The organism is Aeromonas sp. PI_26 (genome assembly GCF_027854445.1).
GTDB lineage: Bacteria > Pseudomonadota > Gammaproteobacteria > Enterobacterales > Aeromonadaceae > Aeromonas > Aeromonas veronii.
Genome location: NZ_JAJNOE010000009.1, coordinates 144763 through 158573 on the forward strand (window position 1 = coordinate 144763; position 13811 = coordinate 158573).

Annotated in this window: 7 protein-coding genes and 4 pseudogenes; 4 read left to right on the plus strand and 7 right to left on the minus strand. The window is 48.5% G+C overall.

From position 1 onward, the window contains the following. Window positions 1-2: 2 nt before the first annotated feature. Window positions 3-1543, minus strand: a pseudogene (istA, locus tag LRL22_RS11870) (IS21 family transposase). 174 nt (window positions 1544-1717) lie between these two features. On the opposite strand from istA, the pseudogene LRL22_RS11875 reads away from it, so the two are divergent. Both LRL22_RS11875 and LRL22_RS11880 read left to right on the plus strand, forming a co-directional pair. Then, a pseudogene (locus tag LRL22_RS11875) lies at window positions 1718-2337 on the plus strand (IS3 family transposase); the annotation flags it as partial. A 353-nt stretch (window positions 2338-2690) separates the two neighbouring features. Next, a complete protein-coding gene (locus LRL22_RS11880) occupies window positions 2691-3926 on the plus strand; it encodes an EAL domain-containing response regulator (RefSeq protein WP_270905449.1) in 1236 nt (411 codons plus the stop codon). Between the two features lie 97 nt (window positions 3927-4023). On the opposite strand, the gene LRL22_RS11885 is transcribed toward LRL22_RS11880, so the two are convergent. The 3 genes from LRL22_RS11885 to LRL22_RS11895 all read right to left on the minus strand — a co-directional run bounded on the left by LRL22_RS11885 (window position 4024) and on the right by LRL22_RS11895 (window position 8976). Then, complete coding sequence (locus LRL22_RS11885) at window positions 4024-7653, minus strand: ATP-binding protein (RefSeq protein ID WP_270905450.1); 3630 nt, start codon at window positions 7651-7653, stop codon at window positions 4024-4026. A gap of 3 nt (window positions 7654-7656) precedes the next feature. Further along, a complete protein-coding gene (locus tag LRL22_RS11890; RefSeq protein ID WP_270905451.1) occupies window positions 7657-8280 on the minus strand; it encodes a response regulator transcription factor in 624 nt (207 codons plus the stop codon). A 117-nt stretch (window positions 8281-8397) separates the two neighbouring features. Continuing rightward, complete coding sequence (locus tag LRL22_RS11895) at window positions 8398-8976, minus strand: cytochrome b/b6 domain-containing protein (RefSeq protein ID WP_336296648.1); 579 nt, start codon at window positions 8974-8976, stop codon at window positions 8398-8400. Window positions 8977-9569: 593 nt separating this feature from the next. Here LRL22_RS11895 and LRL22_RS11900 point away from each other — a divergent pair. Then, window positions 9570-9792, plus strand: a pseudogene (locus LRL22_RS11900) (IS5/IS1182 family transposase); the annotation flags it as partial. A 92-nt stretch (window positions 9793-9884) separates the two neighbouring features. Then, window positions 9885-10579, plus strand: a pseudogene (locus LRL22_RS11905) (IS1 family transposase). 349 nt (window positions 10580-10928) lie between these two features. Here LRL22_RS11905 and LRL22_RS11910 read toward each other — a convergent pair. The 3 genes from LRL22_RS11910 to LRL22_RS11920 form a co-directional block, all read right to left on the minus strand. Further along, a complete protein-coding gene (locus LRL22_RS11910; protein WP_270905453.1) occupies window positions 10929-11906 on the minus strand; it encodes a hypothetical protein in 978 nt (325 codons plus the stop codon). A gap of 124 nt (window positions 11907-12030) precedes the next feature. Further along, window positions 12031-13125, minus strand: coding sequence for a hypothetical protein (locus tag LRL22_RS11915; RefSeq protein WP_270905454.1), 1095 nt, complete (start codon window positions 13123-13125; stop codon window positions 12031-12033). 101 nt (window positions 13126-13226) lie between these two features. Further along, a partial coding sequence (locus LRL22_RS11920) for an Ig-like domain-containing protein (RefSeq protein WP_270905455.1) occupies window positions 13227-13811 on the minus strand: 585 nt, incomplete at its 5' end.

Sequence of the window (13811 nt, forward strand, 5' to 3'; positions counted from 1 at the left end):
CTTTAGTGGAAGCTCTGGGGGCCACGGATGTTCTCGTGCTCTTGCGGTAACTCTGGGTAGCTCAGCGGGCTTGCGGGCAGTTGGTCACGGCCACTGGTCAGCACCGACTTGAGCTGTTTGAGTCGCACCAGACCTTCCCAGTTGGCCAACTGGCAACAGGCTTCAACCCGTGATGGCGGATACTCCCGGCTAAGACTCAGCAGCCCCAGGCAGAGTCGGTATGCCTGCTCGGCATGGGCTTTCTCTTCCAGCCGTTCGCTAACCCAGTACAAGGTGCCCGGTCCGATATCAGCAGCCCACTGCTTGAGACGGACTGGGGTCCAGCGTTGCTGCTTGCTGTGGCGTTCCGGCATGTGTTCCGGGAGCGTGCTCATCCCCGGGATGGTTTTACGCGGATGGCTCGCGACCAGCTGTTGCTGGTGATAGACCTGGAGCAAAGTGTCGCCAGCATGGAGCTCCAGTTGCTGGCCCACATACTGGTGTGGCACCGAGTAGTGGTGCTGCTCATAGCTGACGTGATAGTCGATGTTGACCTTGACCGTTTTGATGGCGACATAGCGATAGGGATGCACCGGCAGCGGTCCCAGTGCCGGGCGGTCCAACTGCTCAAATGCGTCACGTCGGTTACCGGGCAGTTGCTTGAACGGGCGCTCGTTGAGCTCATTTAACAAAGCCCGGATGCACTGGTTGAGCTCGGCGAGCGAGAAGAAGGTCTGATGGCGTAGACGGGCCAGGATCCAGCGCTCGACGATCTGCACACCCACCTCAGCCTTGGCTTTGTCCTTGGGCTTGTAAGGGCGCGCTGGCATCACCGCCACCTGATAATGCTCAGCCAACTGCTGGTAGCTGGGATTGAGCTCGGGATCGTATCGGCAAGCCTTGCTGACACCGCTCTTGAGGTTGTCGGGGATCATTAGTGCCGGTGTAACACCGAAAAACTCAAAGGCACGGACATGGCTTTGCAGCCAGTCCGGCAGTGACTGTGACCAGGTGGCCTCGGCAAAGGTGTAGTTGGACGCACCGAGCACGGCGACAAAGACTTGTGCCTGACGGACCTCACCCGTAGTCGGCGACACGATGGGTACCCTGGGCCCGCAGTAGTCGATAAAGAGCTTTTCCCCCGCCTTGTGGAGCTGGCGCATAGAGCGCTTTTGTAACTGACACCAGGACTTGTAACGGTCGCAGAACTGGGAGTAGCTGTAACAGCTGTTGGGATAGCGCTGGGTGTACTCCTCCCAGAGCAGCTGTTTGGAGACCCCTTGCGCTTGAACTCCTGATGGACAGAGGGCCAATCCGGTACAACATGGCGGGCCGAGATGGTGGTATCGGCCTGCGGATAGAACAGGGCAGCCAGTCGGCCATCATCAAGCTCGGTAGGTAAGGGCTAGGTAAGGCCGAGTGCCTGGGCACTTTTGAGGAGTTTCTGGATGGAGCCGACACTCACCTTGGTACAGATACTGATTTGGCGAACAGAGAGGTCAGCTTCCAGCCGCAGTCGCAGCACTTCACGAATTTTACGCATTGCAATCCTCTTGGCAGACATAGGCTCTTCCCTGGCAAAAGGGAGAACGTATCAAAGGCTGTTAAATCAATGCGTTAAGGATGATACTGGTGAATGTGAACAGTGATTCCGGGATGTTGAACACTGTTTCCGGAAAGGAGGGGCAAAGTGTTCAGGTTGAGCCGGAATTGGTGTTCATGATCGGCCGGAATATGCAACCTGATGAAGGAAGCCGGGCTGGTATCCAAACAGCCGGGCGCACACCGCTATAAGGTGGCACAGTCTGAACGACCGGATATCCCCAATCTGCTGACCCGTGAATTTGATGTCCAGCAACCCAATCAGGTGTGGTGTGGCGATATCACCTTCGTCTGGGCAGGTGGTCGCTGGCATTACCTGGCAGCGGTTCTTGACCTGCACATCCGGCAACTCTCAGCTGAGCGATGTCTGATAAACCTGATGCAGAATTGGCAATCAAAGCACTGGAGATGGCCTATCAGCAGCGGGGTTGCCCATCCGGTGTGCTATTTCACTCTGACCAGGGCAGCCAATATGGCAGCCGGGTATTTCGGCAACGACTGTGGCGCTATCGCATGACCCAGAGTATGAGTCGGCGTGGCAACTGTTGGAATAACGCCCCGATGGAGCGGTTGTTCAGAAGCCTGAAGTCAGAGTGGCTCCCGGCGATGGGATATATGAGCTTGCGAGAGGCGAAACGAGATATCAGTTATTACCTGATGGATTACTACAACTGGCGGCGTCCACATCACCACAATAATGGGATACCGCCAGCAAAAGCCGAAGAACGGCCTAACCAAGTGTCCGGATTTAGTTGACCACTACAATTGGTAGTCACACTCTTGTTGCAATCAGCATATATTGACAAGAGTTTAGAAAAACCAAAAATCTAACCGTGTAAAAAAAGCTTTCATTGAAAAATCATAATCATCTTTTCATGTAGTTAAGGTCTACCCTGTAACACATATCATACGACTTACTGTCACATCCCAGTGCCCCCTGCAGTAGATCACCAGAGATTGCCTGTCAGAATATTTATGTACCTCGGCAAACACACTTCTTCATATAAGCTGCTAAAATAGATGACAAGGTCAAGTCACTCATAGAAATCAGCTTTATTAAGAACCATTCGATACCAATCATGCATCATTTCAAGAGGAAAAATAGCAAGATGGAGGAACATGCACATATCGGAAAAAATAGAGACAAGGTTCTCCTGATTGTAGAAGACTACGCACTTCACCGTACCATACTGGTCAGTATGCTTAGAAACATGGGTTTCCAACATATTTTAGAGGCAGAGGATGGGTTTGATGCGCTGGAGGTTTGTGAACAAAACTGTGTCGACATTCTGTTCTGTGATCTAAGGCTCCCAGGAATGGATGGCATGGCGCTACTACGAAGACTTTCCTCTAAAGAATTTAAAGGAGGAATCATTCTTTCTAGTGTGCTAGAGAACGATGTGGTTGATGCGGTATTGCGAATGGGAGCAGAATTTGGCCTACAAATATTAGGTAAAGTTGATAAACCGACCACCCCCTCTCAGCTAGAAGCATTAATCGACCGTTGGTCACCTGTATCAACCGTTTTATCCGATAAGAAACAAGAACCACGAATCACCAATATTGACCTGGAATATGCGATTCTGCATGGACAGATATACCCATGGTATCAACCCAAGGTTGACTTTTTCACTGGTGAATGGTGTGGCATTGAAGTGCTTGCTCGTTGGCTTCATCCAACATATGGGATGATACCACCGGATCTATTTATACCATTGGCAGAAAAACATGACCTCATGCACCTACTTACCGAGATGATTATTCGTGATGCCCTTTCACAATACCATCAGTGTGCCAAAGGCAAACCATCATTAAATATGGCTCTAAACTTATCGGCGAGTTCACTTACTGATAAAAGCTTGAGCAATTTTCTGCTACTACATTGTGGATTGAACCAGATCCCCCCTCAGAAAATCACTCTGGAAATTACGGAAAGTGCGTTTACTGAAGATATCGGTCAAGCACTTGAAGTATTGACACGGTTAAGAATGCATGGGTTCGGTATTTCTATTGACGATTTTGGCACAGGATACTCATCACTACAGCAGCTGGCTTTGCTCCCTTTCACCGAGTTAAAACTTGATCGTACTTTTGTCGATCACTGCCACAACATGCCATCACATCTGGCTATCATAGAAACAAGTATCAAGTTGGCCAATAGCCTTGGACTAAAAACAGTGGCCGAGGGAGTAGAGAATATATATACGTGGCAAACTCTAAAAAAATTGGGCTGCGATATATGTCAAGGTTATATTGCAGGAAAAGCGATGCCATATCATGAATTGAGCAGTTGGCATCTCAATTGGAAAGATAAGTCAGTAACGTTAAATTCTAGATTTGAGTGAACTTAAAATAAGAAGACCCCTTGCATTTTTAATCCAAGGGGTCTGAAAAATACCTCAACTATAGTGTGGCAATTTAAAATACCCTTAACATCTTCTCTTATGAAATTACACCTTTACTCTCCTGCCAATATAAAACCCCCTGTTTTACTTGGCCATAAATATCATTAACCTGATCCAGCGCGCTCGGCATAGACCCACTCAATTGGGGTGCTTGTTCCCACTCGGTGCAACATTCAACAAGGTGATCAGCACCGATGATCCTTGCACCACCTTTAATTCGGTGCAAGTAATCGAGAAAACGCCGGCTATCATTATCGTTACTAGCCAATGTCAACATCGCGATATCTTCATCCGTTGCCTTCAAGAACTCTTGTAACAAAGGCAACATAAACTGGGTGTTTCCGGCTGCTAATCCCCCAAGCACCTGGTCAATCCGTTCAGCTATTGCTGCACTAGTCGTCACTTGTGCATCATTACCCGATGGTCGTGGATCATGCTTGGCAAGACAATCTCGAATCTGATCCAGACTGACAGGCTTGAATAAACAATCATCCATGCCTACTTCGATCGCATGCTGGATCTGCTCTTGTCTCGCATCGGCGGTCAGCCCAATAATAACAGTCCGTTCTCGTTGCTCGTCTCGCTCTTGCTGACGATAGCGCTCAGTAAAATCAAGGCCATTAATATCCGGCATATTAAAATCGGTAATAATGAAATCGAAGCGTTGATCCACTAACTGCTCCAAGGCATCCCGACCGGACTCCGCCATCGTAACCTCGTGTCCTAAAAAGGTCAGTTGTTGATTCACCAACAATCGATTAGTTGGATGATCATCGATAATCAGAATTCGACTGCTCCGGGTGGCAATAGCTGATAGGTCACTCAACGTCGGGAGTGATGGCCGCACCATAGCCGAACTGACAACGATTGGTAACCGAAGTGATATCAGAACCCTTGTACCTTGACCCGGCTCACTCATCAGTTCGAGACGGCCCCCCATCATTTCGCACAGGGTACGACAAATCATCAAACCGAGCCCAGTACCAGAACGATACTCATCTTGAGACTGTTCTACCTGACTGAAAGGTTGAAACAAGCGAGTTTGATCATCCTGGCTTATCCCTATCCCGGTATCCGTAACATTTATCGTCACCACGCACTCGTCACCCTCGCTTAAGAGTGTAAGAGCAAGATCAACGCCCCCTCTATGGGTGAACTTAATCGCATTGCTGATCAAGTTTGATATGATCTGTTTGTAACGCATCGAGTCGATCAAAACCGTCTGTTCATCATCGATGGAACATGTGAGGTAAAGCCCCTTTTCTCGTGCATTCGCTGTGAAAACATTAATGACTGAGCGGCTAAGTTCAGCAATATTATGAGGAGCAGGAGATAACTCAAGCTTGCCTGATTCAATTTTGGATACGTCAAGGATATCCCCAATCAATCCCAGCAACTCTTTCGAAGACTTGAGTGCTATTTCGATTGAATCATTCGCCTGTGCACTAATACCACCTTTACGAAGGGTCAATTCAAGTAAACCAATAATTGCATTCATCGGGGTGCGAATTTCATGACTCATGGTCGCCAGAAATGTTGTCTTGGCTCTATTAGCATATTCTGCACGTTGTGAGGCTTCTGCCAACTCCTCCATCAAGCGATGACGTTCACTGATATCTAGCCAACCACCAATAATACCACTGACTTCATCGGATAGATCATGATAGATATGCAACCAATAATAAACATGAAAGGCTCGACCATCCGCAAGTTTCAATAAGTGATCATTATTATAACTAACCCCATTTTCATGAAGCTTACGGTAAATCTCTCGAAGATCTTCTTGTGATTGTTCCGATATCGGCAGGTTGGCAATATTTGTGCCTAACATGCGCTCTTTTTCAACCCCGACAAAGCTACAGTAGCTTTTATTACATAGTATAAAGTTGTTATCTTTATCTCGGGCGAATACAGGATGCGGAATACTGTCAACCAGATCGTCCATGAATTTAAGCTGTTGCTTTAGCGCCAATTGAGCACGCTTTCTTTCATTGTTTTGGCGGCGCAAGATCAATGCCCATGATACCACTATCAATAGCGTGACGGTTGCCGCAACGATCTCCAGCCAGAATTGATGAAACACATCATTCAAGGTCAATATATCTTGCTTGGCACTAACTCGCCAACGACTGGATAATACTTCCAGTTCATCTGGCGGAATTGATGCAATGACCTTATCCAATATTTCAATCAGCTCACGATTCTCTGGCCGTGTTGTAAAGGCTGCAGCCACCGGCTGAGAGTCATAAAGTTCCCCCCCCACAGCAAGTGAATCGGTATGATTACTATTGATGAAATATTGAGCAGGCCTCAATGGCACAATAGCAGCATTACACAACAGATTGGCAACGCATGCCAATGCATTATCGTACTTGTCAAAATAGGTGACTTTCAGATTATCAGACTGGTACTCTTCAACCAATTTCTCCGCTACGGTACTCTTTACCAAGGCTAACGGGCCATCCTTCAGCACACTCTCAACATCTGAATATTTATCATAATTTTCCTTTCTGATCACATAAACCAACGGATCCAATACAAAAGCTCTGCTAAAAACCAATGGCTGGCTGTATTTTCTATTGGGGCTGGCAATGGTCACATCTGCATCACCAGATTGCACCGCATCCAATTGATGACGCAAGTCATTCATGACTGCCAACTTGACATTAATCCCGAGCCGTAGCCGAATCGTTTGTATCAGATCAGCCAAGATCCCTCGAAAATAGCCATCCTGATCGACGAATCCCATCGGCGGGATCCGGTCATTGACTGCCAGGGTTATCTCTTTCTTTTGTGCCAGAAATGTCTTTTGGGCCGCGGTCAGATTGAGCGACTCGCCAACCAGTGAAACTCCACCTCCAGCCCAGCGTTGATAAATGGCGTTGATGGATGTAGCCGGGATGGTGTCGATGGCTTTGTTTATTAATTGCTGGAGGAGTTTGTTTTCAGGAGAGAGGGCAAATGAGAAACCGTAAGAGTTGAATGGTATCGTTTTTCCGAATTCAACATTCTCCAGATAGAATTTGTTGACTAAAAAGTTCCCAGATAACAAGTCGATCAAAACTGCGTCATTTCTTTTGTAGGCGACACTGGCCAAGGCACTGTAACGTCCTGAGTAATGAATGACTTTTTTATCACTGAACAAGGAGTTGAAAAACTCATCTGGCAGGTAATCTTGTGGCACCGCAACTGATTCAACGTCATCTACCTCTATTCCCTGGCGAATAAAGAGCACCGGGGTATCGCTAATATAGGGTTTGGTGAGTAAAAAACCCTGAAAAGATTCGTAGGTGTTTGCGGCACCAATAAAATCCACCTCACCACGCCTGATTGCCTGCAGCGCTACTGAGCGTGTCTCATAGCGCTTGGCGATGACAGGGATGCCCAAGGTGGCAGAGAGCAGCCCCACGATGTCTGCAGTAACCCCCTCATAGTCACCTGACATTAGGGAGATATCGAGCGGTGGATTGTCGGGGGCAGGCACAGCCAACACCAACTGCTTTTTATTGTGTAACCACGCCTGCTCGGCGGTATTAAAGGGGCTAGCGGTTCGACTGACGGGGGCCGGCTCACGGGAAAAGATTGGAATTACGCTCTGATCCGTTGTTTCCGAAGCAACAACGGCGGAACAAGTGATAAAAAAAAACAGTGTCAGAATGTTTTTCATAGCTCAGACCAGATTATGGCGTTTGGCAAAGTTAAGCAGATCGACAATATTGTTGAGCTGCAACTTGGTCATCAGCCTTGTTTTATAAGTGCTGATGGTTTTTTCACTTAATACCAGATCGTTGGCGATTTTCTTATTATTATCACCTCTTGCCAGCGCCATCAGCACACTCATCTCACGCATAGAGAGCGTCTTCAACACCTCGGCACTGTCGATATCTGACTTGCTGGCAGCATCAAAACGGAGGGCATGGTCAAATAGCACGTAGCCAGCCAGCACCTGCTCTACCACGGAAGAGAGCTTGGTGAGGTCATCAAGCTTGGAGACAAAGGCAGAGACACCCAGTTGAACACAGCGGGTTTTGACGTGATCGCTGTCATGGGCACTTAACACGATAATTCTTGGTGGCATGGCCAGCTCGTGGCAACGCTTGATAACATCAAAGCCATCGATACGGGGAATATTGATATCGAGCACCAGGATATCGGGCGCTTGCTGGCGGATCTGGGCCAGGGCATCGATACCATTATCAAATTCACCCGAGATCTGGTGGCCCTTATTTTTTAACAGAATGCCGACGGCCATTCTGATGGCCGGATGGTCATCCACAATCATGATTGTTGCCATGTGATTCCTCTATCAAGCCAATGATTAAGTCAGTAAGTTATTGATTATAAGCTAGAACATTATCAAACCGTGGGCAAGTCGGCAGGCTGATTATCCCTGCCGACCGTTATACAACGCCTAGCGTAATGACATTCTGGCCAAGAGATTGTGCCCTTTGAGCCGGTGCACCATCACCGCTGTGATATGCAGCAGCACCACGGCGATCATGGCAAAGGCCAGCACACTGTGGCACTGCAACAAGATCTGGTAGGTGCTGTTCGTGGCCGCTTGTTTGGGATCACCCAACTCGACGAGGTTGGGCAGGGTCAGCCACTCTTGCCAGAACAGGCGCAACTCATATCCTTTGGCATTGGCGGTGGCCCACCCCAACAGGGTCAGAATAATCACCCCATACTGCAGGAACAGGTGCACAGCCTGCTCAAGAGCATGCTTGAGCGGGTGTTCCACATTGATTGAATGGGGTCTCTGGGCGCGGTGCAGTCGGGTATTGCAGATCCGCACCAGGGTCGCCAACAGTAAAAAGAAACCGACCGTTTCATGGCCGATAAAAGCGGCAAACACAGTGTCTTTGTCAAAGGGCAACTGGAAAGTCTTAATAGACCAATAGAAGCAGGCCAGCAGGATAACCAATACCATCAGAACTGCGACAAGCCAATGCATGATGATCATAGAGGTTTTGAATTTATTTAGCATCATTACTTACCATTTTTAAATTATCAACAAAAATATTATTTACACAAAACCAGCAATCAATGAAGTTAATGCCACTTAGTGTATTTTTATCACACCTATAATATTCTCTTCTGAGAAGTCTATTACGATGTAACTATCAGTGGTCCTCCTCACCTAAAAGCATTTATATATTCCTTGCTAGCTTATGCAGGTCACGTTCCGCGATACCATCAAAACTTTTTTTCCATTTACGACATCAAAAACAAAAAATGCCGATGAACATTATGTATGGTCAAACACTTCCGCAAAGGCTGACAACGCCTGCTAAATTTAATAATCCAAAATCTGCGTCAAGAAAATCAGTTACGCATATTAATTTTATCCAATGGTGGACTTTGCAAAACAATATCAGAATTCGCGTATTCTCTTTGTATTGAGGGCTATACCAATAATGGCCGCTATACAGAAACACATCTTTCAGTACATAGAGTTTGTATTACAAAGACAAAACTTGAGCAGTTAATTATCGTTTACCATCCATCGCGAATTAAATACGTGGGCATTATTTCAGTTTTTTTTACGACAGTATGTAGGTGAATTCTGAATCGTTGATGCGGTCGGTGCTGGTGATGCGCAAGGATGCGCTGGCACAGTGGAAGAGGATATCGGGGTAACACCGTCGCTCACTGGCAGAGAGGGCTATGTATCGGTTCAAACAGTTGTTGGCGGGGAAAGTCAGTCTGCGTAACTACAACGGCCAAGCGGGAGAGGTAATGGCGTATGTCAGCCATAAACAAACTCAATACCCCAGGTCTGCCTGTCAGAAAGCCCCGAGAGTAACGGTCACTTGGGGCTGGGGCTATGGTTGATTTGGGGTAATACCTCCGAGCGGTTGAGCTGGTATGATGGGTGCCTTTGAGACTCATAGCTTCATGGCATCCATCACCGTTCACTGCCCTCGCTGCAACTCTGACCACGTATATCGCCATGGGAAGACCCCTGCCGGCCATGTTCGCTATCGTTGCCCCGTCTGTCCGCACGTGTTTCAGCTCACCTACACCTATGAAGCCTGCAAGTCTGGCGTCAAAGACAAGATTGTTGATATGACGTTCAACGGCTCAGGTGTTCGTGATACTGCTCGCGTTCTGAAGACTGGCATCAACACTGTCATACGCGCCCTAAAAAACTCACCCCAAGGCAAGTAACCTCCGAAAAGGTGGTGCTCGATGACGTGACGCTTATCGGTGAACTTGATGAACAATGGGCCTATGTTGGCAATAAATAGCATCGACATTGGCTTTGGTATGCCTTTGATACCAAGAGAAAACGAGTCGTGGCCTATACCTTTGGCCCACGCAATGATGAGACATGCCGTCGCTTGCTGAGCCTGCTTTCTTCGTTCCAGATAGGCTTTATCACCACTGATGACTGGGGAAGCTATGCCAGAGAGGTGCCGAGCGAGATGCATCTGACCGGTAAGATATTCACCCAGCGTATCGAGCGTAACAACCTGACGCTCAGAACGCGCATCAAGCGATTGGCTCGCAAGACCATCTGCTTCTCTCGTTCCATTGAGCTCCACGAGAAAGTGATTGGAGCCTTTATAGAAAGACACCATTTCAACTGATTGACGGCATTACCAAATATCAAACCTATAAAAATCACTCTAAAAAAACAACAAAAAAACCACATGTCAAATATAGTGCTACCGTCATATCACAAGCAATAAAAATGGGATAAGTGACATTTTTAATCATAGAACTACAGCTTATCGAACGTTAAAACTCGATGCTAATATTCAATCAGAGCATACATCTAGCATAAATCAATTAACATGGGTAAAAAAACTCCGCACACCGTATATTTAATTACAAAACAAACTAATGCTAGTTTAAAATGAATATTGATCAATCTAAGGGGGTTATGGAAAAAAACGATGTTATTTATCGTCCCGTATACCCCCTTACCCTTACAAGCTACTCTTTTATAGATACATGGTCATAACTAATATAGTAGTACAATCCACTAACCTGAGTAGTATTAATACTTAACTGAGTATAATATTGGTCTTTTGATCCTATAGTAGCATAAAAACTAACGCTACCTAACGTATCACCACGCAACACATTTCCATATCCAATTTTGAGCGGTGGACCGCATTTATCTGCAGAGTACCCCGGTTCATTAACACGCCACCCTGAAGTGCCAGGGAAAACACTAACTACTGGGGCGGAGCCATTATTAATACTTGCTGTAAATCTTTCGTCTGCATCGAGTGACATAACAAATACTTTGACATTTGTTACTGGCTTGTCAAAAGATAGCGTTGCGCTAGCACCTGATGCAAGGCCTGGAGGGGTCACGTAGCCACGGCAAAATTTTTCAGCTGGATATGGTCCGTCGAATGCTGTTCCTGTAATAGTTAAGGGGATGCCATTTATGTTCTTAGTTCCAAGTACCGCCTTACCGGTTAACCAACTGCTAGCAGCAGGAATAGCCGTAGTTGAAAATGGAATCGTTAGGATATTGGATGCAGCAACCGTAGATATGGCCGTTTCGCTAGGGAAGCTACGCGCCTCGGTTAAGCCCTTGACCTTAAGTTGGAGCTGTTTACCTTCCATACCTGCTGACGGTGTATATGCCGGAATGGTCGTAGGATTGTTAGTGGTCTGCTCTGTACCCGCACCGTCTACCTCCCATACGTAAGACCAGCCGATATGCGCATCATTATCTGCATCTTTTACCGCAGGCAATGCTGATACCGTGATATCTGTGTCGCCGGCCGTGATTGTGGGGGTGCCTTCCAGGGTGACCTGATGACCATAAACTGGAAGCGTACTACCGCTTTCCGCTGCGACTACCATTTGGCTCAATGATAAATAGATCCCTGAAGCGACCAAGGTTAATGGCAACCAAAAAGGTGCGCTGGTTTTCAGTGCTAATCGATGACTCATTTTCTGACCCTCTTCATATATGTCTTATACGATTGTCTCGATAAAAAATATGAGGTTTGTTGTTTATTCATGTAGTGAGGCCTGTTTTCACAGGCCTCACTGGGTATTTATGTGTAGCTAGCGATTACTTGCCGTTAGCATCCACGCGGAACTCGTAACCTTGATCTGCACCAGTCAGAGTATAAGTTGCGCTTTCGGCACCAGCCACATCTTCCCACTCACCATCGGTGACGGTATTGCGGCGCTGCCACTGGTAGGTGGCGTCAGTACGGTCACGCTTGGCGCCAGCACCGTCATCCAGGGTCACTTCGGAGTGCAGCACATCGCCGACGACCGGGTTACCGGTGATCTCTGCACCAGCGGCATCCACTACCTTGACGGCGGTGGCCTGCTCAACCACGTTGTCAACTGTGATGGTGATGGTGATGCTGTCTTCTGCACCTGTTACCGGATCCTTCACTGTGACTTCCACCACATAGGTACCGTTGCCATCGCTATCAAGCGGGTTTTCGGCATCCTGCGGTTTCAGGGTCAACACGCCATTTTCATCGATGGAGAACTGGCCACTGTCTGCACCACCCAGGCTCCACTCCAGCTCGCCACCAGCGTTGTTGTTAGTGACGGAAGAACCGATATCGACCTTGATCTCCTGGTTCTCGGGGCCATGGCCGTTACCGTTAGCATCGATAGCGATAGAGCCCGGGATCTCCGGATTCGGGTCGATCGGGCCTTCACCACCAATCTCCAGCTCACCGGCAGCAATGGTGATAACGTTGGAGAGGCTCTCTTCTGAATAACGGGTGGCCACCGGGAAACTGCGCTCGTCCGCTACGGCACGCAGTTTGAGGGTTAGCTTCTTGCCCGCATCGGCAGCGGACGGGGTGTAGGACGGGATCGCATCAATGCTGCCAGCGAGCTGTTCGGTGCCGACGTCAACGCCGTCCAGTTGCCATACGTAGTACCAGTCGGCCAGGGCATCACCGTCCGCATCGGCAGTACCGGGAACTGATGGCAGCGTGACCGGCACACCGACTACGCCCAAGCCCTCTATTTGGGGAGCAGCTACGACGGTGATTTGACGGCCGTGAATGGGGCCTGCGCTGTTGGTTGAGACCAGTGCGGCAGCGCCATTGCTCAACAGCGCGGCCAGCAGGCCAGCTGCCAGGGTAGAACGACGGATTGCAGGGCGCTTGCGGCCAAACTTGTTGATATGGTTCATTTACTTTTTCCTGTTAATTACTACTTGGTGTTGGTTGCCCATCAGCCGATGGGCAACCTATTTAGTACAAGACGGTTGACGAGACCTTCGTCTCTTGGCCGTCACTGTGTGGTGACGTGGACACGGAAGGTGTAACCCTGATCCGCCCCGGTCGTGGTGTAGCGATCCTGGGTGCCGATATCGGTCCAGTTCACGCCATCCTTGGTGCGCTGCCACTGGTAGGTCAGCCGCGTACCGTCAGTCAGTTGTTCGTTGCCCCGTCCAGTTTGTGCATCTGCCTCTCCTTCCAGGCGAACCTGGGCGTAGAGGATGGTGCCCACCGGTGCATCAGCAGGGACTTCGTTACCGCTCTGGTCGGTCACTCGCACGCCATCGCTGGCGATCTGTCCGGCAGCAAAGTTCACATCAGCCTGTTGACTGGCGCCCAACAGGGACGCGGTCACAGTGACGCTGGCAATCTCGGTATGGCTCACCTCGATGCGGGCGATACCGTTCACATCAGTGACACTGGTTGCTCCTGAGAGGCTACCGGCACTGGTGGTCCACTCGACGGTCACACCGGCTTTCGGATTGCCCGCCGCATCGACTACCGCCACTTGCAACTCGTTACTGTCAACGCCATTCGGTACAGCGTTATTGCGCACAACAGTCAGGCTGTTATCACTCAACTTCATACCACCGTTAAG

Coding starts and splice junctions, on each gene's coding strand:
- LRL22_RS11880 (WP_270905449.1), top strand. CDS start 2,691: ATGGAGGAACATGCACATATCGGAAAAAATAGAGACAAGGTTCTCCTG.
- LRL22_RS11885 (WP_270905450.1), bottom strand. CDS start 7,653: ATGAAAAACATTCTGACACTGTTTTTTTTTATCACTTGTTCCGCCGTT.
- LRL22_RS11890 (WP_270905451.1), bottom strand. CDS start 8,280: ATGGCAACAATCATGATTGTGGATGACCATCCGGCCATCAGAATGGCC.
- LRL22_RS11895 (WP_336296648.1), bottom strand. CDS start 8,976: ATGATGCTAAATAAATTCAAAACCTCTATGATCATCATGCATTGGCTT.
- LRL22_RS11910 (WP_270905453.1), bottom strand. CDS start 11,906: ATGAGTCATCGATTAGCACTGAAAACCAGCGCACCTTTTTGGTTGCCA.
- LRL22_RS11915 (WP_270905454.1), bottom strand. CDS start 13,125: ATGAACCATATCAACAAGTTTGGCCGCAAGCGCCCTGCAATCCGTCGT.